This window comes from Pseudorhodoferax sp. Leaf267 (assembly GCF_001422405.1).
GTDB lineage: Bacteria > Pseudomonadota > Gammaproteobacteria > Burkholderiales > Burkholderiaceae_C > Pseudorhodoferax.
In genome coordinates this window covers 62,651-86,631 of the sequence record NZ_LMMV01000024.1, presented here as the reverse complement: position 1 = coordinate 86,631, position 23,981 = coordinate 62,651, and the positions used below count along the sequence as shown (strand labels likewise).

The 23,981-nt window shown below is 71.5% G+C and carries 17 protein-coding genes; 8 read left to right on the top strand and 9 right to left on the bottom strand.

Features of this window, described 5'->3' with window-relative positions; all coding sequences use genetic code 11:
- Window positions 1–4: 4 nt before the first annotated feature.
- The gene (locus tag ASF43_RS24000) at window positions 5–1,090 is read right to left on the bottom strand and encodes a CaiB/BaiF CoA-transferase family protein (RefSeq protein ID WP_056186857.1); all 1,086 of its coding nucleotides are present in this window, start codon (window positions 1,088–1,090) and stop codon (window positions 5–7) included.
- A 193-nt stretch (window positions 1,091–1,283) separates the two neighbouring features.
- Between ASF43_RS24000 and ASF43_RS23995 the strand changes: the two genes are divergently transcribed.
- The 6 genes from ASF43_RS23995 to ASF43_RS23970 all read left to right on the top strand — a co-directional run bounded on the left by ASF43_RS23995 (window position 1,284) and on the right by ASF43_RS23970 (window position 6,937).
- The gene (locus ASF43_RS23995) at window positions 1,284–2,255 is read left to right on the top strand and encodes a tripartite tricarboxylate transporter substrate binding protein (protein ID WP_056186854.1); all 972 of its coding nucleotides are present in this window, start codon (window positions 1,284–1,286) and stop codon (window positions 2,253–2,255) included.
- Window positions 2,256–2,723: a tripartite tricarboxylate transporter TctB family protein gene (locus ASF43_RS23990; protein ID WP_056186852.1), complete on the top strand. Its 468-nt coding sequence runs from the start codon at window positions 2,256–2,258 to the stop codon at window positions 2,721–2,723. It abuts the gene before it with no gap.
- A gap of 11 nt (window positions 2,724–2,734) precedes the next feature.
- Window positions 2,735–4,231: a tripartite tricarboxylate transporter permease gene (locus ASF43_RS23985; protein ID WP_056186849.1), complete on the top strand. Its 1,497-nt coding sequence runs from the start codon at window positions 2,735–2,737 to the stop codon at window positions 4,229–4,231.
- Complete coding sequence (locus ASF43_RS23980; protein WP_056186846.1) at window positions 4,221–5,291, top strand: Ldh family oxidoreductase; 1,071 nt, start codon at window positions 4,221–4,223, stop codon at window positions 5,289–5,291. Before ASF43_RS23985 ends, ASF43_RS23980 begins: the two co-directional genes overlap by 11 nt.
- A 77-nt stretch (window positions 5,292–5,368) precedes the next feature.
- Window positions 5,369–5,617: a helix-turn-helix domain-containing protein gene (locus tag ASF43_RS23975; protein ID WP_056186843.1), complete on the top strand. Its 249-nt coding sequence runs from the start codon at window positions 5,369–5,371 to the stop codon at window positions 5,615–5,617.
- Window positions 5,618–5,620: 3 nt separating this feature from the next.
- Window positions 5,621–6,937: a type II toxin-antitoxin system HipA family toxin gene (locus ASF43_RS23970; RefSeq protein WP_056186841.1), complete on the top strand. Its 1,317-nt coding sequence runs from the start codon at window positions 5,621–5,623 to the stop codon at window positions 6,935–6,937.
- Between the two features lie 6 nt (window positions 6,938–6,943).
- On the opposite strand, the gene ASF43_RS23965 is transcribed toward ASF43_RS23970, so the two are convergent.
- From ASF43_RS23965 to ASF43_RS23945, 5 genes are all read right to left on the bottom strand, one after another.
- Complete coding sequence (locus tag ASF43_RS23965) at window positions 6,944–8,596, bottom strand: alkaline phosphatase family protein (protein ID WP_162241852.1); 1,653 nt, start codon at window positions 8,594–8,596, stop codon at window positions 6,944–6,946.
- A 74-nt stretch (window positions 8,597–8,670) separates the two neighbouring features.
- Entirely contained in the window at window positions 8,671–9,195 is a 525-nt protein-coding gene (locus tag ASF43_RS23960; RefSeq protein ID WP_056187451.1) for a pyridoxamine 5'-phosphate oxidase family protein, read from the bottom strand.
- A 132-nt stretch (window positions 9,196–9,327) separates the two neighbouring features.
- The gene (locus ASF43_RS23955) at window positions 9,328–10,836 is read right to left on the bottom strand and encodes an acetyl-CoA acetyltransferase (RefSeq protein ID WP_056186836.1); all 1,509 of its coding nucleotides are present in this window, start codon (window positions 10,834–10,836) and stop codon (window positions 9,328–9,330) included.
- Window positions 10,833–12,056, bottom strand: coding sequence for an acyl-CoA dehydrogenase family protein (locus ASF43_RS23950; RefSeq protein WP_200932601.1), 1,224 nt, complete (start codon window positions 12,054–12,056; stop codon window positions 10,833–10,835). The genes ASF43_RS23955 and ASF43_RS23950 overlap by 4 nt, the downstream gene beginning before the upstream one ends.
- A gap of 188 nt (window positions 12,057–12,244) precedes the next feature.
- The gene (locus ASF43_RS23945; protein ID WP_056186834.1) at window positions 12,245–13,438 is read right to left on the bottom strand and encodes an acyl-CoA dehydrogenase family protein; all 1,194 of its coding nucleotides are present in this window, start codon (window positions 13,436–13,438) and stop codon (window positions 12,245–12,247) included.
- Window positions 13,439–13,573: 135 nt separating this feature from the next.
- Here ASF43_RS23945 and ASF43_RS23940 point away from each other — a divergent pair, with 135 nt between their 5' ends.
- Window positions 13,574–13,843, top strand: coding sequence for a type II toxin-antitoxin system Phd/YefM family antitoxin (locus ASF43_RS23940; RefSeq protein WP_056186831.1), 270 nt, complete (start codon window positions 13,574–13,576; stop codon window positions 13,841–13,843).
- A 20-nt stretch (window positions 13,844–13,863) separates the two neighbouring features.
- Window positions 13,864–14,178 carry a CcdB family protein gene (locus tag ASF43_RS23935; RefSeq protein WP_056186830.1) on the top strand — a complete coding sequence of 105 codons (315 nt, stop codon included), beginning with the start codon at window positions 13,864–13,866 and terminating at the stop codon, window positions 14,176–14,178.
- Window positions 14,179–14,200: 22 nt separating this feature from the next.
- Here ASF43_RS23935 and recD read toward each other — a convergent pair whose 3' ends face one another.
- The 3 genes from recD to recC all read right to left on the bottom strand — a co-directional run bounded on the left by recD (window position 14,201) and on the right by recC (window position 23,905).
- Complete coding sequence (gene recD / locus ASF43_RS23930) at window positions 14,201–16,297, bottom strand: exodeoxyribonuclease V subunit alpha (protein ID WP_056186827.1); 2,097 nt, start codon at window positions 16,295–16,297, stop codon at window positions 14,201–14,203.
- On the bottom strand, window positions 16,294–19,962 hold the full coding sequence (gene recB / locus ASF43_RS23925) for an exodeoxyribonuclease V subunit beta (protein WP_056186825.1): 3,669 nt from the start codon (window positions 19,960–19,962) through the stop codon (window positions 16,294–16,296). The genes recD and recB overlap by 4 nt, the downstream gene beginning before the upstream one ends.
- Before the next feature lie 436 nt (window positions 19,963–20,398).
- Window positions 20,399–23,905 carry an exodeoxyribonuclease V subunit gamma gene (gene recC / locus ASF43_RS23920; RefSeq protein ID WP_056186822.1) on the bottom strand — a complete coding sequence of 1,169 codons (3,507 nt, stop codon included), beginning with the start codon at window positions 23,903–23,905 and terminating at the stop codon, window positions 20,399–20,401.
- Window positions 23,906–23,981: the final 76 nt, after the last annotated feature.

Sequence of the window (23,981 nt, the reverse complement as noted above, 5' to 3'; positions counted from 1 at the left end):
GTTCTCAATCCGGTTGCCGCCAGCGGCGCAGCACCGCCTCGGCGCTGTCGGGCGCGACCGCTGGCGGCACCTGCGCGGCCGTGCGGCTGAAGCGCGGCGCGGGCGCGGGCTGCACCAGGCCGCCCACTTCGACGAAGGTCTGGCGTGCCACGTTGTGCGCATGCGCGGGGGCTTCGTCCCAGTCCAGCACGGGGGCGAAGCAGGCGTCCGTGCCTTCCAGCAGCGCGCACCAGGCATCGCGCGTGCGGGTGCGGAACAGGTCGGCCATGCGCAGCTTGAGCAGCGGCCAGCGGTCGGTGTCGAGCTGCGCGTCGAAGGCCGGGTCGTCGGCGATGCCGCAACGCTCGCGCAGCAGCGCGTAGAACTGCGGCTCGATGGCGCCGATGGCCACGTACTTGCCGTCGGCGCAGGCATAGGTGTCGTAGAAGTGCGCGCCGCCGTCCAGCATGTTCTCGCCGCGCTGGTTGCTCCACTGCCCCGCGGCCTTCATGCCCAGCATCATGGCCGACAGCAGCGCCGCGCCATCGGTCATGGCCGCATCCACCACCTGGCCCTGGCCGCTGCGCTGCGTCTCGTGCAGCGCAGCCAGCAGGCCGAAGGCCAGCAGCATGGCGCCGCCGCCGAAGTCGCCAACGTAGTTGAGCGGCGGCACCGGGGCCTCGCCGGACCGGCCGATGGCATGCAGCGCACCGCTGATGGCGATGTAGTTGATGTCGTGCCCCGCGGCCTTGGCCAGCGGCCCGTGCTGGCCCCAGCCCGTCATGCGGCCATAGACCAGGCGCGGGTTGCGCGCATGGCATGCGGCAGGCCCCAGGCCCAGGCGCTCCATCACGCCGGGGCGAAAGCCCTCGATCAGCACGTCGGCGCTGGCGATGGCGTCGAGCACGCCGGCTGCCGCGCCGTCGGCGCGCAGGTCCAGCTGCAGCACGCTGCGCCCGCGCGCCAGGATGTCGTGCGGATTGGCGCGCGTGCCGGGGCGCTCGATGCGCACCACCTCGGCGCCCATGTCGGCCAGCAGCATGGCGCAGAACGGCCCGGGGCCGATGCCAGCCATCTCGATCACCTTGAGTCCCTGCAGCGGTCCTGCCATCGTCTGCCTCCTTGGCCCGCCGGTGGCGGCCTTGTCGATGCGGGCATCTTCCCGCCGGCCCGGCGGGGCTGCATCGTCGGAACGGACGAAGTTGCTGCGTGGCCCCGCCACGGGTTAGGGTCATCCGCAGTGGTCAGGCCACTCGACCAATGTTGCAATCGCGCCCATCGTGCAACCTGCCCGGAGACAACGCATGCAACGACGCCATTACCTCGCCCGCATGGGCGGTGCCCTCGCAGCCCTCTCGCTCGGCCTGCCAGCCCGGGCCGCCTGGCCGGAGCGGCCGATCACGCTGATCGTGCCCTGGGGTGCTGGCGGCGGCACCGATGCCGTGGCGCGCATCATCGGCATCGAGCTGGAGAAGGACCTCAAGCAGCCGGTGAACGTGGTGAACCGCACCGGCGGCAGCGGCGTGGTGGGCCACCAGGCCATCGCCTCGGCCGGGCCCGACGGCTACACCATTGGCATCCTCACGGTGGAGATCGGCATGATGCGCCACGTGGGGCTGACGCAGCTCTCCGGTGCCGATTACACGCCACTGGCGCTCATGAACTTCGACCCCAATGCGGTGCTGGTGCGGGCCGATTCGCCGATCAAGACCGCGGCCGACCTGCTGGCCGCGGCCAAGGCCAACCCCGGCAAGCTCAAGGCCAGCGGCACGGGCCAGGGCGGTATCTGGCACCTGGGCCTGGCGCGCTGGCTGGTGGACAACAAGCTGCCGGGCAACGCCATCGGCTGGGTGCCCAGCAATGGCGCGGCGCCGGGCCTGCAGGACCTGCTGGCCGGCGGTGTGGACGTGGTCTCGTGCTCGCTGCCCGAGGCGCGCGCACTGATCGAGGGCAACAAGGTGCGCCCGCTGGTGCTGATGGGCACCAAGCCCGACGGCATCTTTCCGCAGGTGCCGCTGTACACCGACGCCAGCGGCCAGCAGTGGAACGCGGGCGCCTGGCGCGGCATCGCCGGCCCCAAGGGCCTGCCCAAGGAGGTCAGCGACCGGCTGTCGGCCTCGCTCAAGAAGATCTTCGACGGCGCGGCCTACCAGGACTTCCTGAAGTCGCGCGGCTTCGGCGCGCTGTACGCGGGCGCGCCGGAGTTCGGCAAGTTCATGGCCGAGAAGGACGCCGAGTCCGCCACGGTCATGAAGGCCGTCGGCATCGCCAAGTAGATGCGCGTCCACGACAGCCTGACGGGGGCGGTGCTGCTGCTCCTGTCCCTGGCCGTGCTCTGGCACATCCAGGGCTTTCCGCCCGCGGCGGGCCAGCAGTTCGGACCGGCGCTCTTCCCCGGCCTGATCGCGGGCGGCATGGCCATCGCGTCGGCCGCGCTGGTCTGGCACGGCTGGCGCGCGGGCGGCCCGCTGGTCGCGCTGAGCGAGGGCCTGCGCTCGCCGCGCCACATGGCGGCCCTGGTCGTCACGCTGGCGGCCATGGTGTTCTACATCCTGGCGGCCGACACGCTGGGCTTCATCCTGTGCAGCGTGGTCATCCTGGTGGCGATGCAGCTGGCGCTGGGCGTGCGCCTGCCCATGGCCGTGGGCGTGGCGCTGCTGGCCACGCTGGTGATCCACGCCTGCTTCTACAAACTCCTGCGCGTGCCCCTGCCCTGGGGCTGGCTGCAACCCATCGCCTGGTGAGGAACCCCTGAATGGACGTCGTTCTGCAGGCCTTCCAGCTGGTGGCCACGCCGCAGGTGATGCTGGTCATGCTGCTGTCGGGCATGTTCGGCATGTTCGTTGGCGCGGTGCCGGGGCTCACGGCCACCATGGCCACGGCGCTGCTGGTGCCCATCACCTTCTTCCTGCCGCCGGTGCCGGCCGTGGCCGCCATCGTCACGGCCACGGCGATGGCCATCTTCGCGGGCGACATCCCGGGCGCGCTGCTGCGCATCCCGGGCACGCCGGCTTCCGCGGCCTACACCGACGAGTCCTACGCCATGACGCGCAAGGGCCAGGGCGAGGTCGCGTTGGGCATCGGCCTGGTGTTCTCCTGCATCGGCGGGCTGTTCGGCACGGCGGTGCTGATCCTGGCCGCGCCGGCGCTCGCCGAGTTCGCCATCAAGTTCAGTTCGTTCGAATACTTCTGGCTGGTGGCACTGGGCCTCACGTGTGCGGTGTTCATCACCAGCGACGCGCCGCTCAAGGGCGTGATCACGCTGTTCATCGGCCTGTTGATCGGCTGCGTGGGGCTGGAGAACCCGGCTGCACATCCGCGCTTCACCTTCGGCAGCGCCGACCTGCTGGGCGGCGTGAGCCTGATCCCGGCCATGATCGGCATGTTCGCGATCTCCGAGATCCTGCGCTTCACGCTGACCACCGAGCAGATCGGCAGCTTCAACCACCAGATCGGCTCGGTCTTCAAGGGCATGGGCGGCCTGATGCGCAAGTACCCCGTGCAGACGCTGCGCGGCAGCGTGCTGGGCACGGCGGTGGGCATACTGCCCGGCGCGGGCGCCGACATCGCGGCCTGGATGTCGTTCGCGATGAGCAAGAAGCTCAGCAAGGAGCCCGAGAAGTTCGGCACCGGCCACCCCGAGGGCCTGGTGGAAGCGGGCGCTGCCAACAACAGCGCGCTGGCCGGCGCCTGGGTGCCGGCGCTGGTGTTCGGCATCCCGGGCGACTCCATCACCGCCATCGTGATCGGCGTGCTGTACATGAAGGACATGAACCCCGGGCCGATGATCTTCATCAACAACGCGGCCAGCGTGTACGCGGTGTTCCTGGTGTTCATCGCCGCGAACCTGCTGATGCTGCCGCTGGGCTGGGCCTGCATCAAGACCTCGGCCAAGCTGCTGCGCATGCCCCGCAACATCCTCATGCCCATCATCCTGCTGTTCTGCCTGGTGGGTTCGTTTGCGATCAACAACGCGCTGTTCGACCTGTGGATCCTGCTGGCCTTCGGCGTGGCGGCCTGGCTGCTGGAGGAGAACGGCTTCCCGGTGGCGCCGGCCATCCTGGGCATGCTGCTGGGCAAGATGCTGGAGGAGAACTTCATCACCTCCATGATCAAGTCCGACGGCAGTTGGCTGGCCTTCGTGGAGCGGCCCATCGCCGGCAGCCTGGCCTTGTTCACCGTGCTGCTGTGGGCAGGCTCGGGCTGGCTGGCCTGGCGCCGCCGCCAACCACGGACCCTGCATGCAACCTGACACCCCTCTCTACGACGCGACCGCGCTGGTCGCATTTGCCACCGGCCTGCTGCAGCGCGCCGGACTGGACGCCGCCATGGCCGCCTGCGTGGCGCAGACACTGGTCGACGGCGACCTGCTGGGCCACGACACGCACGGCCTGGCGCTGCTGGCCGGCTACGTGAAGGAAATCGAGAACGGCACCATGGCCGCGAGCGGCGCGCCCGCGGTGCTGTCCGACCGCCCCGCCGCCGTGCTGTGGGACGGCCAGCGCCTGCCCGGCCCCTGGCTGGTGCACCAGGGGCTGGACCTGCTGCTGCCGCGTGCGCGCGCGCTCGGCACGGCCACGCTGGCCATCCGCCGCAGCCACCACATCGCCTGCCTGGCGGTCTACATGCTGCGCGCGCTGGACGAAGGCATGCTGATGCTGCTGGCCTGCTCGGACCCGAACACCGCCAGCGTGGCGCCCTACGGCGGCACCGAGGCCGTGTTCACGCCCAACCCGCTGGCGCTGGGCTTTCCGCTCACCGGCGGCGGCGTGATGGTGGACATCTCGGCCTCCATTACCACCAACGGCATGAGCAACCGCAAGCACGCGGCCGGCGAGCGCTTTGCGCACCCGGTGCTGATCGACGCGCAAGGCCAGCCCACCGACGACCCCGGCGTCCTGTTCGCCAAGCCGCCCGGCACGCTGCTGCCGGTGGGCGGCACCACGCACGGCCACAAGGGCTATGGCATGGCGCTGCTGGTCGAGGCGCTGACGGGCGGCCTGGCGGGCCACGGCCGCGCCGATGCGCGCGAGGGCTGGGGCGCCACCGTGTACCTGACGCTGCACGACCTGGCGGCCTTCGGCGGCAAGGACGACTTTTTGCGGCAGATGGACCACATCGCCGCGCAGTGCCGCGGCAACGCGCCGGCCGACGCAGCGCGGCCGGTGCGGCTGCCCGGCGAGCATGGGCTGCAGCGGCGCGAGCGCGGGCAGCGGGACGGCGTGCGGCTGCATCCCTCGATCGCCAAGGCGCTGGAGCCGGCGCAGGCGCGGCATGGGGTGCGGCTGGCCGATGCGCTGCGCACAAGCTGATATTGCTCATCAGCGATAGATTGACAATATCGCCTTTTGGCGATATTTTGACGATATCGCCCCAAGACGATATCGCCATGCACCCTGCCCTGCTCAATGCCGCCCAACTGTCGACCCATCTCAAGTCCCTGCGCCAGGCCCACGGGCTGACGCAGGCGCAACTGGGCGCGCGCATCGGTGTGAAGCAGGCGCGCATCGCCGACATCGAGAAGAACCCCGGCGCCATCAGCGTGGACCAGTTGCTGCAGCTGCTGCACGCGCTGGAGACCCGCTTGCTGCTGGCACCCGCGGCCGCACCCAAAGCCACCAAGACGGCCGATTGGTAAGCCATGGCCCTGCCTGATCTGGACCTGTGGATGAACGGCGAGTACGTCGGTGCGTGGTACTGGACGCGCGGCGGCGTGCCCGTGCTGCGCTACGACGAGAGCTGGCTGCGCTCGCCGCAGGTGCGGCCGCTGTCGCTGTCGCTGCCCATCCCGGCCGGCGAGAAAGAGGTGCGCGGCCCGGCCGTCGAGCACTACTTCGACAACCTGTTGCCTGACGCCCGGCACATCCGCGAGCGCCTGCGCCGGCGCTTTCGCGTCACCGGCAGCAGCGCGGCCGAACTGCTGGCCGCCATCGGCCGCGACTGCGTCGGCGCGCTGCAGCTGATGCCGGCCGGCGAGGCGCCGCCGCCGTTCGACCGGATCGAATCACAGCCGCTGCGCGAGGCGCAGGTGGCCGCGGCGCTGCGCCAGGTCACCGTCGACAACCCCACGCCCGACAGCGATGCGGACCTGCGCATCTCCATCGCCGGCGCGCAGGAGAAGACGGCGCTGCTGTACGCGCGCGGCCAGTGGCGCAGGCCGCTCGGCGCCACGCCGACCACGCACATCTTCAAGCTGCCGCTGGGCCTGATCGGCAACCTGCGGGCCGACATGCACGACTCGGTCGAGAACGAGTGGCTGTGCGCGCAGATCCTCAACGCCTGGGGTCTGCCCGCGGCGCGCTGCGAGATCGGCCGCTTCGAGGACCAGAAAGCGCTGGTGGTCGAACGCTTCGACCGCCGCTGGATGCCGGGCCGCCGCTGGATCGCGCGGCTGCCGCAGGAAGACTTCTGCCAGGCCACCGGCACGCCGGCCGAGCGCAAGTACGAGAGCGATGGCGGCCCCGGCCTGCGCCAGAGCCTGGCCCTGCTGTCGGCCAGCGAAACCGCGCAGGCCGACAGCCTGCGCTTCGCGCTCACGCAACTGGCCTTCTGGCTGCTGGCCGCGACCGACGGGCATGCGAAGAACTTTTCGCTGTTCCTGGAGGGCGGCGACCGCTACACGATGGCCCCGCTGTACGACGTGCTGTCGGCCTGGCCCATCATCGGGCGCGGGCCGAACCACATCGCGTATCCGCGAGCGCGGCTGGCGATGGCGCTGCGCGCGAAGAACGCGCACTACCACCTGGCGGAGGTGCAGACGCGGCATTGGCAGCTGCTGGCGACGCAGACCGGCGTGGCGCACGCGTTCGAGCAGATGGTGGCGCTGGTGGCGCAGGCATTGCCCGCGCTCGACGTGCTGGAAAGCACGCTGCCGCCGGACTTCCCGCCACGCATCTGGGAAGCCGTGCGCAACGGCGTGCGCACGCATTGCCAGCGCTTCGAAGCTGGCCTCGGCTGAAACGGCTCAGCGCGCAGCCACCGGCAGCAAGCTGCCTTCGGCCATGGGCGGCCGTGGCACGCCCAGCCACTGCGCCAGCGTGGGCGCGATGTCCACCACCTCCACGCGCTGGCGCACCTCGCCCGCGCCGGCCCAGGCCGGCCCCCAGACCAGGATGGGCACGTTGGTGTCGTACGGATGCACCGAGCCGTGCGTGGTGACGGCGCTGGTGCTGGTGTGCATCCAGTACGGCTTGAGCGCGTACTGCACGTCGCCCGAGCGCTCCTCGAAGAAGGCCCGGCGCATGGCCTGGAAGTGCGGCGCACTCGTGCTGTTGTTGGCCACCAGCTCGGTGCGCGTGTAGGCCACGGCGATCGCCTCTTCGGCCTGCAGCAGGCGCTGCGTCTCCAACTCCACCGCGGGCAGGTCCAGCCTGCGCTCGGCGATCAGCTTGCGGTCCAGCATGACGGCCGAGGCAGACAGGGCCTGCGCCAGCTTGGGCTGGCCGAACTTCTGCTCGAGCCCGGTGTTGATGCGCGCCAGCATCTGGCTGCCGCTGACGCGGCCAGACGCATGGCCTTGCGACTTGCTGTGCTCGGGCGCGGGCATGAAGCCGTGGTCGGCGGTGAGCACGACCACATAGCGGTCGCGGCCCACGGTGGCATCCAGGTGCTGGAAGAAGGACTGCAGCATCAGGTCCAGGTGCAGCATGTGGTCGTGCGACAGGCGCGACTCGGCGCTGAAGGCATGGTTCACATAGTCATGCCCCGACAGGCTGATGGACAGGATGTCGGGCACCTCGTCCTGGCCCAGCTGCTCGCCCGCGATGGCAGCACGCGCGAACTCCAGCGACAGCACATCGACGAAGGGGCTGCGCAGCAGGCTGCCGTAGTAGGCGCCGTCGGGCTTGGGCTGGTCCACGCCCATCATGGCCGGCAAGGCCCCGCCCTTGGCGTACCAGGGCTGGTTGTCGGCCAGCGAGCGCGCATAGGCCGCGTCGAGGTGCAGCGGCGCCCAGGGCTTGCGGAAGTAGTAGTCCGCGCGCTTCTCGGCGTTGAAGGTGTCCACCCAGGCCGGGTGCGCCGGCATGTAGTAGGTGCTGGAGGCGAACTGCCCGCTCTGCCCCATGTACATGTAGGCCGTGCCGCGTTGGCCGCCGGGCAGGATGGCACCGCGGTCCTTGCCGGAGATGGCGATGACCTTGGAGCGCGGGTCGGCGCGGCGCAGCATGTCGCCCACGGTCTCGGCCTTCAGGTTGGCCGGGCTGGTGCCGTCCAGCTGCTTGGTGGTGTTGCCGATGTACTGGTGGCGCGTATCGCCCGTGCAGTACATGAGCTCGCCGGTCTCGCGCACGCGCCAGTCGTTGCCGATGATGCCGGTGCCGTGCGGGTAGGCGCCCGTCAGCATGGTGGCGTGGCCGGCCGCGGTGACGGTGAAGCCGTGGCCGTAGTGCGCGTCGCTGAACCAGCTGCCGCGCTCGAGGAAGCGCGCAAAGCCGTCGGGCGCAAGCTGGTCGCGGTAGGCGGTGACCTGGCGCTGCGGCAGTCCGTCGATGGCGATGAAGACCACCAGACGCGGCGGTGGCACCACGGGCTTGCTGGGCGTGGCGCAGCCGGCCACAACGGCAACGGCCGCCCACAGGGCGGCCGCACGGATCAGGGTTCTTGGAGATGTCGGCATGCGCAGGAGCCTAGCCAAGGCGCCTGCCGCCGTCATCCCCGGCGACCCTGGGTTCTACATTTTCTTACCGGTGCTCAGCGGCTGTCGGCGTGCATGCGCACTTCGCCGGTCTCGCCCATGCCGCTCGGCGGCTTTCCCGTCACGGCCGCCTTGGCCATCTTGAACAGCTGGGTCAGCTTGTTTTCCTTGACGTCCCAGTAGTGGGCATGCGTGATGGTCACCTCCACGAGCGCCACATCGGGATCGTCCACGCCACCGGGGAACCAGGCCTCGGTCATCTTGTTCCACAGCTCGCGGGCCTTGGCCTTGTCGTCGCTGACGCGGGCGGTGCCGGCCACGGAGACATAGCTGTCCTTGCCCGGATCGGCATAGCTGATGTTGACGTTCGGCTCCTTGGCCAGGTCCTCCACCGAGTCGCCGCGGCGCGACATGAAGAACCACAGGCGGTCGTCCTCGTCCAGCTTCTTGTTCTGCGTGGTCATCGGGCGTGCATGCAGGTGGCCGTTGGGATGGCGCGTCGTGAACATCGCGAACTTGAGGTCCTTGATCATGCTCCACAGGTGCTCGCGCTGGTCACGTGGGTCGGTGCTGCTGGTCATGCTTGTCTTCCTTTCGTCGATGGCCGCATCGACGTGACGCGGCAGCATGCCGCCATTGAAGACGGAGCGCGTGATCGCAACCATCGGCCGCTGCGCCGCCGCCGTGTAGGGCCTGGCCTGCGCGGCGCGCCGTCAGCAGGCCGTCCAACGCAGCAGGCCGTCGTCGCCTGCGCCGACCATGCCACGGCTGCCGATGGGGCTGCGGTCCAGGTCGGCCAGAACCCGCAGCGTGACCGTGTCCTGCGCCTGCACGCGTGCCATCAGCCGCGCGCCGGCGGGCGTCAGGCCGATCACAATGCCGTGCGTGGGCTGGCCGTCGCGGTCGTAGACGATCGTGAAGGTCTCCAACGTGGCCGGGCCGGCATGCTCGGTGACGAAGGCGGGTACCGGGCCGCGGCGCGCATCGGCCGCGGCCTGCACGCTGTAACCGGCGCGCGGCAGGCCTTGCGGCGACGGGCCCGCGCCCAATACCAGCGCATGGTGCTTGGTGACGTACTCGCCCTGGCCGTAGAGCAGCGCGGCCTTGCCCGGCGCGCCGCGCAGCGCACGCACCAGGCCGCAGGCGGCATGCGTCATGTAGTTGTTGAGCGGCGCGCCGAAAAAGCTCAGCCCGCCGGTGGATGTCATCTGCGCATCGGCCGCCAGGCCCAGCGTGCGGCGCGCCATCTTGGGCACGACGGGAAAGCAGCTGTACAGCTCCAGCTGGGCGAAGGCCGCCGCGTCGCCGCCGGCCTGCGCGAGCACGGTTTCCATGACCAGGTCCTGCGCATGCGAGCGGTGGTACTGGTCGCGTTGCAGGTAGTCGCGCGGCTCGCGCGCGGCGGCACCGTCCCACACGTAGACCCAGCGTTCGGGCGCGATGCCCAGTGCGCGCGCATGGCCCGCGCTGGTCATCAGCACGGCCGCGCCCATGTTGACGAGTGGGTTGGCGACCATGGCGCGGGTGTAGGGCCAGGCGATCAGACGGTTGTCGCCGCTGGCATCGAGCACCTCGGCCGGGGTGAATCGGCGCGGCCGCCAGGCATGCGGGTTGGCCGCCGCCACCTCCGAATAGCCCGCCCACAGGCGCGCCGATTCCTGCTGCGCCTCGCGCGGCGTCTGGCCCCATCGCGCGGCCGTCGCGTTCTCATAGAACGGGTAGATCGTGATCGGCATGGAGGCGCCCAGCGCCACGGCCACGGGGTGGCACAGGTCGGTGCCGCGCGTGAGCTTCACGCTGTCGTCGCGCGGCGTCCATGGCAGCGCGACGCCGGCCCTGGCGGCGGCCTGCACGGTGTATTGCGCCTCGGCGCCGGTGATGGCGGCCACGCGGCTTTCACCACGCACGATGCGCAGCGCGGCCTCGTGGATGAAGCGCACGGGCGACTCGCCGCCCGTCTCGCCGTAGACGCGGCGCGTCGGCGAATGGCCCAGGCGCTCGCCGAGCAGCGTGGGCGCATCGGTGTAGGGCCACGAGTACTCGCAGACCACGTCGAGAGAGTCCAGTTCTGCGATCAGCGCGGCACCGCTGTCGCGCTCGGCCTCGCGCAGCGCGCGGGCCATGAGTTCGATGGGCTCCAGGCCATCCTCGGCGGCCTTGCTGCGGTGCGTGATCTCGCCGATGCCGACGATGACGGGGGTGCGGTCGTCCACGGTGTTCACTGGCGCACCCTTGGGCCTGCGGCCTGTCCCGCCAGGCGGGAGCGAGCTTGCTCGGGGCGGCCCGGCGCTGCGCTCACTGGCGCCACTGTCTCCGCGCGCAACTGCGCCACGCGGCGCACGTGCCAGGCGGCGGTGCCGAACAGGCCCTCGATCAGCGTGGCGCGGCGCATGTAGTGGCCCACGCCCAGCTCCTCAGTCATGCCCATGCCGCCATGCAGTTGCACGGCCCCCTGCCCCACGGCCTTGCAAGCCTTGGCCGTGGCGACCTTGGCCGAGGACACGGCGCGTGCGCGCTGCGCGGCCGTCATCTCACCCACGGCCTCGCCCACGCTGGCGGTCAGCGCAGCGGCCTGCTCCAGCGCGATGTGCATGTCGGCGAGCCGGTGCTGCAGCACCTGGAAGCTGGCAATCGCCACGCCGAACTGCTTGCGCTGGCGCACGTAGTCCAGCGTGTCGCGCATCAGGCGGCGCAGCACGCCGACGGCCTCGGCGCAGATGGCCAACGTGGCCTCGTCCAGCGCCTGCTCGATCTGCAGCAGGGCCTGGCCCTCGGCGCCCAGCACCGCTTCGGCCGGCACGCGCACCTTGTCGAAATCGAGCTCGGCCGCCCGGTCGCCATCGCGCAGAGCATAGGCACGCAGGCGCAGGCCCGGCGCATCGCGCGGCACCAGCAGCAGCGAGATGCCTTCGGCGTCGCAGGCCTGGCCGCTGCTGCGCGCACTCACGATGAAATGGCTGGCCCAGGGCGCGGCCTGCACCACGGCCTTGCGGCCGTCGAGCGCGAAGCCGCTGCCCTCGCGCCGCATCTGCAGCTGCACGTCGGCGCGCGTGTGGCGGCTGTGCGGCTCGGTGTGGGCGAAAGCGACGACGGCCTGGCCGGCCAGGATGCGCGCGAGCAGTGCATCGGCCTGCGCCCCAGGGTGGCGCTGCAGAAGGCCGGCGGCGATCACCATGGTCGACAGGTAGGGCTGGGCCGCGAGCGCGCCGCCCAGCGTTTCCATCAGCGCCAGGTGCGCGGGCAGGCCCAGCCCCAGGCCGCCCTGCGCCTCGGGCAGGGCCGCGCCCAGCAGGTCGAGCTCGCGCACCAGGCCTTGCCAGAACGGCGGCGGCGCGTGGTCGGCGGCCTTCAACGCGGCAAGGCGCTGGTCGAACGCGTGGTGGTCGTCCAGGTAGCGGGCCAGGCTGCCCTGCAGCATGGCGAGCGTGTCGTGGTCTTGCATGTAGGTCTCCATTGCGCGACGCGCCAGTCTCAGCCCAGGCACCAAGAGGTGCTTGCGCAATGCCGATGGCCGCGGTGCAGGCCATGCCGGTGCACCCGCGGAACTGGCTCTGCCAGGCCGCTGGGTGCGCCCCTCGAGGGGGATGGGATGTCTACACGAAGTGAGACATCCAAACGGGGTGGTTTCATTCAATTCGCGAGCAGGTGGGCCGCAATGATGTTGCGCTGGACTTCGCTGGAGCCGGCGTAGATGGAGGCCGCGCGGTCGTTCAGGTAGGCCGACATGGCGAACACGGGGTCTTCGGGGATCGGCAGGTCGTCGGCGAGGTGGTCGTCCAGCGGCAGCTGCACGGCGCCATAGTGCGCGGCGATTTCCACGCCCACCTCGGTCATGCGCTGGCGCAGTTCGGTCGCCTGCGTCTTGCCGATGGACGGGCGGATGCCGGGCGGCTCGCCGCGCATGGTGGCGCGCAGGGACTGCATCTCCACGGCTTCGACAGCGTCGATGGCACATTCGAGTTCGGCCAGGCGCAGCGCGATGGCGTCGGCCTCCTGCGCGTCATGCCCGGCGGCAAAAGCCCGGTCGGCCGCGGCATGCAGCCGGGCCAGCCGCGCGCGCAGCGCGGGCGCCGCGCTGCCGCCACGCTCGTGCTGCAGCAGGTACTTGGCGACCGTCCAGCCCTGGTTCTCTTCGCCGACCAAGCTGGACGCCGGCACGCGCACGCCGTCGAAGAACACCTGGTTGAGCTCGTGGTCGCCCGAGATGCTGATGATGGGCCGCACCGTGATGCCGGGCGTGTCCATGTCGAAGCACAGGAAGCTGATGCCCTGCTGCGGCTTGCCGCCCGAGGCCGTGCGCACCAGGCAGAACATGCGGTTGGCGTACTGCGCGTGCGTGGTCCAGATCTTGGTGCCGTCGATCACGTAATGCTCGCCATCGCGCCGCGCCTTGCACTGCAGCGAGGCCAGGTCCGAGCCGGCCTGCGGCTCCGAATAGCCCTGGCACCAGTAGTCCTCGCCCGAGCGGATGCCGGGCAGCCAGCGCGCCTGCTGCGCGGGCGTGCCGAACGCGAGGATGACCGGCGCCACCATGCCCGGCCCCATGGGCGCGCGCGGCGGCGCATGGGCGGCGGCCAGTTCGCTGGCGAAGATGTGGTGCTGCATCGTCGTCCATCCCGTGCCGCCGTGTTCGACGGGCCAGTGCGGCACGCTCCAGCCTTGCCTGGCCAGGATGCGGTGCCAGCGGTTGCCGTGTTCGTACTCGGTGAAGATGCCGCTGCAGCGCCGGCCGGCCTGGCGCAGTTCGGGCGTCAACTCGCGCGCCAGGAAGTCGCGGACTTCGTCGCGGAACCGGGTTTCGGATGGGGTGAGGGCCAGGGGCACGGGGTCTCCAGTCTTCGAATAGGACGGCGTGACTGTGCACGCGAGCGCGTGCAGGCGAATCGTCGGAACAGACGAAGTGTTGCCCGGCACATCACCGATGGCTAAAATGGCCAACGCCACAGAGGAGATGCCGACATGCAAGTCACCGCCACGCAAGCCAAGAACCGCTTCGGAGCCCTGTGTGCTCAAGCCAAGGTTGAACCCGTGTTCATCGAAAAAGACGGTCGCGTCGATACGGTGATCGTCTCCATTCAACAGTTCGAAGCCATGAAGTCCGCCAGCCAGCCGAGGACTCTGGCACAGCGGCAGCGGCAATTCGAAGAGACTTACAAGGCGTGGATCGACGAGCAGAAGGCCAGGTTCGACAAGTACGGCCTGTGGTGCGACGATTTCCGTGTGTGGTGAGTCGCCCGTTACGAGCATCCATGCAGTACGACGTCTTCGACAACCCCAGCCCGCGCACGCGCGACACGTATCCCTATGTGCTGGACATCCAGAGCGACCTGCTGCGCAGCCTTCCCACTCGCATGGTCGCCCCACTTGCCGCCACTTCATTGGCAGCAAGCCAACTGCCGTCCAGACTGTGCCCTGTGATCCCCATCAACGGCAGGAAGCTGACGTTGGTGCCTTTTGAAGCTGCTCCGCTGGACAAGCGGTTCCTGAAGAAGAGCATCGCGAATGCCAAAAACCGTGCCGACGACATCGTGGCGGCCATGGACGCGGTGATCAGCGGCATCTGAGGGTTCGTCACCCCGCAGCCAATCAGCCCACCAACCCACCCACCCGCTCCACGCGCCGCCCGATCGCGCCACGCAGCACGCCCGCATCGGCCACCAGCGTGAGCCAGTGCCGCGCGCGCGTGATGCCGGTGTAGACCAGCTCGCGCGTCAGTACCGGGCTCATATTGGCCGGCAGCAGCAGCGCGGCGTGGCTGAACTCGGAGCCCTGCGACTTGTGCACCGTCATGGCGAACACGGTCTCGACCGCGCGCAGGCGGCTGGGCAGCACCCAGCGGATGCCGCCCTCGCCGTCGCCGCTCGCAAAGGCCACGCGCAGCGTCCAGCGCGGCTGCTGCTCGCCGGGCACGGGCGTGGGCAGCGCCAGCGTGACGCCGACGTCGCCGTTCATGAGGCCCAGGCCATAGTCGTTGTGCGTGACCAGCACCGGGCGGCCGACATACCAGCCGCCCTGGCCGGCGTCGAGCAGGCCCTGCGCGCGCAACAGCTCGGCCACGCGCTGGTTCAGGCCCTGCACGCCCTGCGGCCCGCTGCGCAGCGCGCACAGCAGCTGGAAGCGGCTGTAGGCGGCCAGCACGTCGCGCGCCCACGCATCGAACGCGGCCTGCGGCGCGTGCACGTCGGGCTGCCGCGCGCGCAGCAGCTCCAGGTAGTGCCGGTAGCCCACGGGCGGCGGCGGCCCGTCGTCGAACGCCAGGCTGCCCTGGCCGCTGACGGCGAAGGCCTGCGGCGCGCCGTCCACCACGAGGCGGCGCAGCGCGGCGTCGTCGCCCGCGCGCTGCTGGGCGAGGTCGGCGAACCCGCTCGTGAACACTTTCTGCACGGCGCGAAAGTCACCTTCGTTGACCGCATGGGCCAGCCGGCCGATGCCGCTGGCGGCGCTGAAGCGGTGGCTCACGCGCAGCTTGGCGACGGCCTGGTCCAGCGGCTGGCCCGAGGGGTCGACCAGCGATGCGTCGACCGACTGGCCGCTGGCCGCCAGCAGCCAGGCGGCCGTGTCGGGCCGGTAGTGGCCGGCATCGGCGCGCTGGCACAGGTCGCCCAGCACGGCGCCGGCCTCGACCGAGGCGAGCTGGTCCTTGTCGCCCAGCAGGATCAGGCGCGCGCCGGGCGGCAGCGCGGCGCAGACGCTGGCCATCATCTCCAGGTCCAGCATCGAGGCTTCGTCGACGACCAGCAGGTCCAGCGCCAGCGGGTTGCGCGCGTGGTGGCGGAAGTGCCGCGTGTCGGGCCGGCTGCCCAGCAGGCGGTGCAGCGTGGTGACCTCGGTCGGGATCGCGGCGCGCACGGCCTCGCCGCCGGGCAGGCCCTGCAATGCCAGGCCGGCGACGGCGCCGGCGATGGACTCGTTCAGCCGCGCAGCCGCCTTGCCCGTGGGCGCGGCCAGGCGGATGCGCAGCGGGCCGGCGCCACCGGCCAGCGCGAGCGACTGCAGCAGCGCGAGCAGGCGCACGACGGTGGTCGTCTTGCCGGTGCCGGGGCCGCCGGTGACGATGGCGAAGCCCTGGCGCGCGGCCAGCGCGCAGGCGATCTTCTGCCAGTCGAGCGCGGCGCCGGGGCGCGGGGGGAACAGCGCGTCGAGCGCGGCGCGCAGGCCGGGCAAGGCCGCGGGCCCGGCTGCGGCCTGCGGCAGTGCCAGGCGCTGCGCGATGGCGGCGCGCACGGACTGCTCGTACTGCCAGTAGCGGCGCAGGTACAGCCGCGTGCCGACCAGCACCAGCGGCTGGGCGCCCGGGCCGTCGCCGACCAGCGCGGGCACGTGCAGCGCCTGCGTCCAGCGCGCCAGGCGCACGCCGGCCAGCAGGGTCGCAGGGTGCTCCGGCGGCGCGTCCTCGTCGACCACGGGCCGCCCGCCTTCGGGCGGCAGCGACAAGGCCTGGCCGGCATCGGCCAGCGCGGCAGCCAGGTCCAGGCAGGCATGGCCGCGGCCCAGCTGGTGGCTGGCCAGCGCGGCAGCCAGCACCAGCAGCGGGTCGGCCTCGGGCGCCTGGCGCGCGAGGAAGGCGGCGAAGGCATGGTCCAGCGCGCGCAGCCAGCCTTGCGTGACCCAGCGCTGCAGCGCGGCCAGCACGGGCGCGTGGCACGGCGGGACGGGGGCGAGGACGACAGCTTCGACGTTCATGCGACCTCCGCCTGCCCCTGGAACAGCGCATCCAGCGCCTCGATCAATGCCCACGGCGGGCACTCCGCATGCAGGCCCTGCCCCGGCGCCGCATGGCCGCGCAGGAACAGCGTGGCCGAGCCGCCCATGTGCTGCGCATAGTCGTAGCCGGGCAGCCGGGCGCGCAGCAGCCGGTGCAGCGCGAACACGTACAGCACGTACTGCAGCTCATAGCGGTGCGCCAGCACGGCCGCGCGCATGGTGGCGGGGTGGTAGTCGGCATCCAGCGGCCCCAGCCAGTTGGACTTGTAGTCGGCCACGTAGTAGCGGCCCTCGTGCACGAACACCAGGTCGATGTATCCCTTGAGCATGCCGTGGACCTGCTGCGGCGCCAGGGCCGGGCGCGGCGCGGCGTCCAGCGTGTGGCCGCGCACCAGGTCGTCCAGAACCCGTGTGTCGACCTGCTGCGCGGCCAGCCAGAACTCCATCTCGATCTGCACGGTGCCCAGCGCGGCAGGCGCCACGGGCGCGGCACCGTGCAGGCCGATCTGCAGCGGCATGGCGACCCAGCGCAGCAGCCAGTCCTGCAGTACCGGCGCCCATCCCGCGTAGCCCGGCAGGGCACAGGCGCGCGCGACGCGCTCGGCCAGTTCGGCCTGCACGGCCGCGTCGGCCTGCACGCGTGCAAAGCCCTGCTGGCCCATCCACTCCAGCAGGCCGTGCAGCAAGGTGCCGGGGGCCGCGCCGCGCGGGAAGGCGTGCAAGCTCCCCGCATCGGCTGCGGGCAGCGCAATGGCGTCTTCCGCCAGGTCGTCGGCATCGTCCACGCGGCTGTCGGCATAGATGTCTTCGGCTGCGCTCTCGGGCAGCGGTGCGGGCGCTTCCGGCCCGGCCTCGGCGCGGCGCAGCGCGGAGTAGCTGGCAATCCACCAGCGCTCCAGCGGCCCGGCGGGCAGCGGCGGCTCGGGCGCCAGCACGGGCGTGCGCGCGGGGTCGTGGTAGCGCTCGGCGTCCGGCGCGGGCGCGTCCTGCACGGCGATGGCGTCACCGGCCAGCGACTGCCATGCGGCGCGCAGCACATCGGGCGGCAGCGCCGCGCCGCCCCCCAGCAGATAGCCGAGCGCGCTGCGCTCCACGTCCTTGGTGGCGGTGACGCCGACCCAGGTCGCGTAACGCGCACGCGTCAGCGCCACATAGAGCTTGCGCAGGTCTTCGCCCAGGCGCTCGGCGTCCACGCGCGCGAGATCCTCGGCATCGGCCTGCAGCGCGACGACCAGGCGGCCGTCGTCGTCGTGCCACTTGAGCGGCAGGTCGTCGGCTTTGGCCGCGCGCAGGGCGGTGGCGAAGGGCAGGAACACCAGCGGGTACTCGAGGCCCTTGGACTTGTGCACGGTGACGACCTTGAGCAGGTCGGCATCGCTCTGCAGCCGCAGCCGGCGCGCATCGGCATCGCCACCGGCGCCGCCCGCGCGCTGCTCGGCCAGCCAGCGGATCAGCGCGTGCTCGCCGTCGAGCAGGCTGCTGGCCTGCTGCAGCAGCTCGGCCAGGTGCAGCGCGTCGGTCAGCATGCGCTCGTCGCCCGCGGCCAGCAGCCGCTGCGGCACGCCGAAGTCGTGCAGCAGGTGCCGCAGCATGGGCAGCACGCCCTGGCGTTGCCAGATGCGCTGGTAGTTGCCGAACTGCAGCACGCGGGCTTCCCATTGCAGGGCGTCGTGGCCCAGGTCGTCGAGCGCCTGCCAGTCCAGGCCCAGCAGCGCGCTGGCGAGCGCAGCGCGCAGCAGGCGTTCGTCCTCGGGCGTGGCGCAGGCGGCCAGCCACAGCTGCAGCTCGGCGGCGACCGGGCTGTCGAACACCGAGTCCTGCTCGGACAGGTAGACGCTGCGCACGCCGCGCGCGCCCAGGGCCTGGCGCACGGCGCGCGCTTCGGCGCCCTTGTTCACGAGCACGGCGATGTCGCCGGGGCGCAGCGCGCGCAGTGTGCCGTCGGGGTCGCGAAAGCCCGCCTCGCCGGCCTGGCCTGCATTCAGGAGCCGCACGATCTCGCTGGCGCAGGCCGCGGCCATGCGGCCCGTGGCGTCGGGGCCGGCGTCCTGCACCCAGGCGGTCAGCGCGGCAGGCTCGCGGCCGGCGTGCCACCAGCGCTGCGCGCGGCCCTGGGCCTGCACCGGCACGAAGGGCAAGGGGTTGCCGTCGGCCGTGCGGAAGCCGAAGGCGCCCTGCCCGTCCAGCCGCAGCTCGGCCTGGTCGAACACGGCGTTCACGGCCTGGACCATGGGCGCGGTGGAGCGGTAGTTCGTGCCCAGCGTGGCATGGCGGCCGGCGGTGGCATGGCGCGCGGCCAGGTAGGTGTGGATGTCGGCGCCGCGGAACGCGTAGATCGCCTGCTTGGGGTCGCCGATCAGCAGCAGCACGGTCTCGGGCGCGTTCGCGGCCACGCGGTAGATGGTGTCGAAGATGCGGTACTGCAGCGGGTCGGTGTCCTGGAACTCATCGATCAGCGCGGCGGGGAATTGGCGCCGGATCAGGGCGGCCAGGCGCGCGCCGTTCGGGCCTTGCAGGGCTGCGTCCAGCCGCGTGAGCAACTCGTTGAAGCCCATCTCCGCGCGGCGGGCCTGCTCCTGCGCCTGGCGCTGCGCGCACCAGCGGGCGGCGTGGCGCAGCAGGGCGTGCCGGCCGTCGGGCAGCGCCTTCAGCCTGGCACGCAAGCTGGCCAGCGCAGGCCAGGCCGCATGGTCGAACAACGCCGCGAGCTCGGTGCTGTCGCCAGCCCAGCCGTCTGCAAGCCCGTCGATACACAGTCGCTCCCAGGCTGTCTTGGTCAGGCCCGGCTCGGGCGCATCACCCTCAGCCCAATCGCGCAGCGCCTGCATCCAGTCCTTGCGCTTGGGCAGCTTGCAGTGCTTGGCCGCCACGGCGCCTTCCAGCCGGCGCAGGAGCTCGGCGGCCCAGCCGGTCTCGCCCGCCCACGGGCCTTTCAACGCCGCAAGCTCGCGCGCGGCCACATCGCGCGCGGTCTTCAATGCAGTCGCCGGCGCCTCCCCTGCGCCCAGGGCGTCGGTCTGCTCCAGCAGCTTGCCGACATCGGCCTGCAGCTGCTCGGGCGTGGCCCACCAGGCGCGCACCTGGGCTGCATCGTCGGGCGCCAGCGGCGTGCAGAAGCTGCGCCAGTAGTCGCGCACGACCTCGGCCTGCAGTTCGCTCTGGTCGGTCTGCAGCGTCTGCGTGAACGGGCTGCCGCTGTCGAAGGCGTGCTCGCGCAGCATGCGGTTGCACCAGCCGTGGATGGTGGAGACGGCGGCCTCGTCCATCCACTCGGCGGCCAGGCGCAATGTGCGGGCGCAGGCGGGCCACTGGGCGGGGGGGTAGTCGGCGCGCAGGTCGTGCAGCAGGTTGCCGGCTTGCGCCATGTCGGCGGGGTCGGCCAGGAAAGCGTCGGCGGCTTCGGCCAGGCGCGCGCGGATGCGGTCGCGCAATTCCTGCGTCGCGGCTTCGGTGAAGGTCACGACCAGGATCTCGGGCGGCGTGAGCGGCCGTGCGAAGGCCGCGTCGCCGCCGTGGCCCAGCACCAGACGCAGGTAGAGGGCCGCGATGGTGAAGGTCTTGCCGGTGCCGGCGCTGGCTTCGATCAGGCGGCTGCCGCGCAGGGGCAGGCGCAAAGGCTGGAGAAGTTCGGGCAAGGATGTCATGCGGCCGAAGCCCTCCAGGCAGAGCGCAGCGAAGGCCCGCTCCCCGCTCCCACCCTTAGGCCCTCGCCGGCCGCGAGCCACCGCGTCGAGCTATCGAGAGCAGCTCTCTTGCAGAGGGCAGAGGTGGGGCTGTCCACCCCACATCCGGACTTACTTTTCTTGGCTACCGCCCAAGAAAAGTAAGCAAAAGAAGGCGGCCCCCGGTACACGTGTCCCTCCGCTGCGCTCCGGGCAACCTGCGGTGCTCGCGGACTGGGCGCATTGCACAACTCGCACCACTCACTGCGTTCGTTCACCTCGAACAGGTGCAATGAGTCAGTCAACGAAGCGCAAGATGCTCTTGCGCCGCCCAGTCCTCTGCGCTCCTCGGCACGTGTACAGGGGGAACAGCGGCAGACGCTCGGGCCATCGCTGCGCTCGGCCCTATTTTTCATGCTCATGCGGCGGCCTTTGGCATCTTCTGCACGGCTTGGTCCAGGGGCGCCAACAGGGTCCGGGCCCATTGCGCGAACGCGCCCTGCGCCCACAGGGCTTCGAAGCTCGGGAACGCCCGCGCCAGGTAGGCGCTCTGCCCGCCTTCGGCCACGCCGCGCGCAGCGTCGTCGCCCTCGTAGCAAACGCGCGCCTTCTGCCACGCCGGCGACTGCGGCGTATCGCCCTCCGTGCCTTGGGCCTCCAGCCACGCGAAGCCCGTGCGCAGCGCCAGTGGCAAGGGCTGGCACAGCCCCCGCTGCCAGGCCTGCAGCAACACACTCCAGTACCGACGCGCCTCCTCGACCACCATCGGCGCCAGCGTGACCGTGCCGGCCTTGCTGACCACCACCGTCGTCAACGCCTCACCGCCCAGGTGCCCCGCCACATGCGCGACCCAGAACGGCACGAGCTTGTCGCGCCGGTAGCGCTTGTCCTTGACCAGGCCGGTGCTCTCCAGCAGCACGCGGCAGCGTGCACCCGCATCGTCCGCGCGCAGGCCGCCCAGCCAGTCCACGAGGCGCAGGGGCTCGTCCTGGCCTGCGGGCAGGTAGTCCAGCAGCGCGTCGGGCAGCGCATGCGGCCAGGCGGCGATCACCTGCTGGTAGGCAGCGAACATCCTGTCCATGGGCTCGGCCAGCTCGGCCTGCACGAGTGCGCCGAAGTGGCCGGCCGGCAGCACGCCACGCCGGCCCATGCGCGCCAGTTGCGCGGCCAGGGCTGCGTCGCGCGGCAGGTCGGCATCGAGCGCGGCCTTTTGCGCCTGGATCAGCTCGTCCTGCAGCTGCCAGTTCTGCAAGCCGTCCAGCGCGAACGGCTCCTGGTCCTGCACCACGGCATCGTCGGCGTCGAAATGCACGCCCAGGCGCAGCTGCAGGAACGCGCGCGCGGGCTCTTTCAGGAAGCTGGACAGCAGGCGCAGCGTGAGCGGGCCGTCGAACTTGAAGGGGGCCAGCGGCGCGTCGCGCTGCGCGACGGGGGCCGCCGGCAGCAGGCCCGCGCGCCACTCGCGCGCGTGGCTGAACAGGCGCGCATCGCCGCCCCGCGTGAAGTACGCCGGGTGGAAGGGCTGCAGCCGGTGCTCCACGGTCAGCGCGTGCAGCAGCCGAGTGCCGGCTTCTTCCTGCGGCAGCGCCTCGTCGCCGGCCAGGCGCCAGCCGGCAGCCAGGTGCTCGCGCAGCTGCGCCACCAGCACCGAGGGCGCGCGCTCGCTCTGGTCGTGGATGCTGCGGCCGACCCAGCTGACGTGCAGCCGGTCGCGCGCGGACAGCAGGGCTTCGAGGAACATGTAGCGGTCGTCCTCACGGCGCGAGCGGTCGCCGGGCCGCCAGTCCTGCGCCATCAAATCGAAGTCCATGGGGATCCGGCTGCGCGGGTAGTCGCCGTCGTTCATGCCCAGCAGCGCGACGACGCGGAACGGGATCGCGCGCATGGGCATCAGCGTGGCGAACGTGACGGCGCCGGCGAAGAAGGGCTGGCTCAGCGCGGGCGCGTCCAGTTGCGCCAGCCAGTGCTCGCGCACGACGGACAGCGGCAGTTCCTCCCCCATGGCAGCCGCGGCACAGGCATCGAGCCAGGCCTGCAGCGCGGTGTCGAGCCGGCGCAGCGTGAACACATCGGCGTCCGCCTCGGGCGCGAAGCAGTCGGCCAGCAGCGCACGCAGGCGCTCGCCCCATTGCACGGGCGTGGCCGGCGCGGCCAGCGCACGCCAGTGCGACTGCAGCGTCTCCAGCAGCTGCGCGAGCGGGCCGAGCAGCGCGGCGTCCAGCCCGCCGACCTCGTCCAGCGGCTCGATGCCGGCCCAGTGGTCGCCGCCGCCGACGGCATAGCCCAGCAGCATGCGCTGCAGGCCGAAGTCCCAGCTGTTGGCGCCGCCGGCCTGCGGCAGGTCGAGCGCGCGGCGCTGCTCCGCATGCAGGCCCCAGCGCACGTTGGCCGCCGCCACCCAGCGCTGCAGCAACGGCAGCTGCGCGGCAGCGATGCCGAAGCGCGCGCGCAGCGCGGGCACCTCCAGCCAGTCCAGCACATCGCTGGTGGCCACGCGCGATTGCGGCAGGGCCAGCAGGCGCTCCAGCGCGCCGAGCAGCGGGTCGTGCTGGCGCTGCGCCTGGTCGGCCAGGCTGTAGGGGATGTGGCGTGCGTCGTCGGGCGTGCGCAGGCCGAACACGGCCTGCACGTGCGGCGCATAGCTGCCGACCTCGGGCACCATCACGATCACGTCGCGCGGGCGCAGGCTGGGGTCGGCGGCGAACGCGGCCAGCAGCTGGTCGTGCAGCACCTCGACCTCGCGCTGCGGGCCGTGCGTGACGTGAAAGCGGATCGAGTCGTCGCCCTGCACCGCCGGCCAGTGCGCACGCGTCTCGGCCAGCGGCCGCAGGTCGCGGATGTCGTCCTGCAGCTGGTGCAGCACGGTGTCGCCCGCGTTCGCGTCGAACACGTCGATGCGCTCGCCGATCGCGGTGATGCGCTCGGCATAGGCCTCGTGCTCGTCGTGCATGTCCAAGAGGCGGATGAAGTCGCGGCCCTGCTTGCCCCAGGCGGCCAGCAGCGGCTGGGCATGCTGGTGCAGGCTGTCGTCGTCGATGGCGCCTTCGCTGCCCGTGCGTCGGCGCTGGCGGCTGCGCTCGGCGCGCAGCAGGTCCTTGTCGGCCACGATGTGCGACCAGTCGTGCGCGCAGGGGTTGTGCACGCACATCAGCACCTGCGTCCAGCGCGCGAGCGCGGCCAGCACCTCCAGCGACTGCTGCGGCAGCGAGGAGATGCCGAACACCACGAGCCGGCGCGGCAGGCCGGCCGGGCGCTCGCCGCGCCAGCCCTGCACGGCAGCCATGAAGCGCTGGTGCACGGCGGCGCGGCTGCCAGCGGCGCCCTCGGGCCCCACGTCGGCCAGCAGCGCGCGCCACAGCCGCGGTTGCCACAGCAGGTCATCGGCCACGCTCTGGCGGCCGCCGCGGCTGGTCACGACCTCGTCGTGCCCCGCGCCCCAGTCGGCCAGCCAGTCGGCGCGGTAGACCTGGTACTGGTCGAACAGGTCGGCCAGTCGCTCGGCCAGCTGGTGGCGCTTGCGCAGGTCGCTGTCGTCCAGCAGGAAGCGGCGCAGCGGCGCGAACACGTCCTCGTGCAGCAGGCCCGGCAGCAATCGCATCAGCCGCCAGACCAGCAGCGGCTTGTCGAACGGGGAGACAGCGGGCACCGCCTGCGCGCCCAGCACGGCGCGGTAGGCCTGCCACTGGAAGCGCGAGGGCAACTCGGTGCGCAGCGCCGCGGCGATGCCCACGCCGCCGTGCGACGGCGGCTGCGCCAGCGCCAGCCGCAGCCACTGGGCCACGCCGTTGCTCTGCACCAGCACCCATTCGTCTTCCAGCGGCGCCAGCGGGTGGCGCGCCATCCAGGCCAGCATCAGGTCGCGCAAGGCTTCCGGGTGGTTGCTGTGCACGGCCATGAAGCCGGGCGCGAGGGTGGTGTCTGTCATCGGCTGGATCGAATTGTGCAAGCCTATTGTGGTCGCCCGCATGGCGCCACGGCCCCCAGGGCCACGCGCCGTTGCG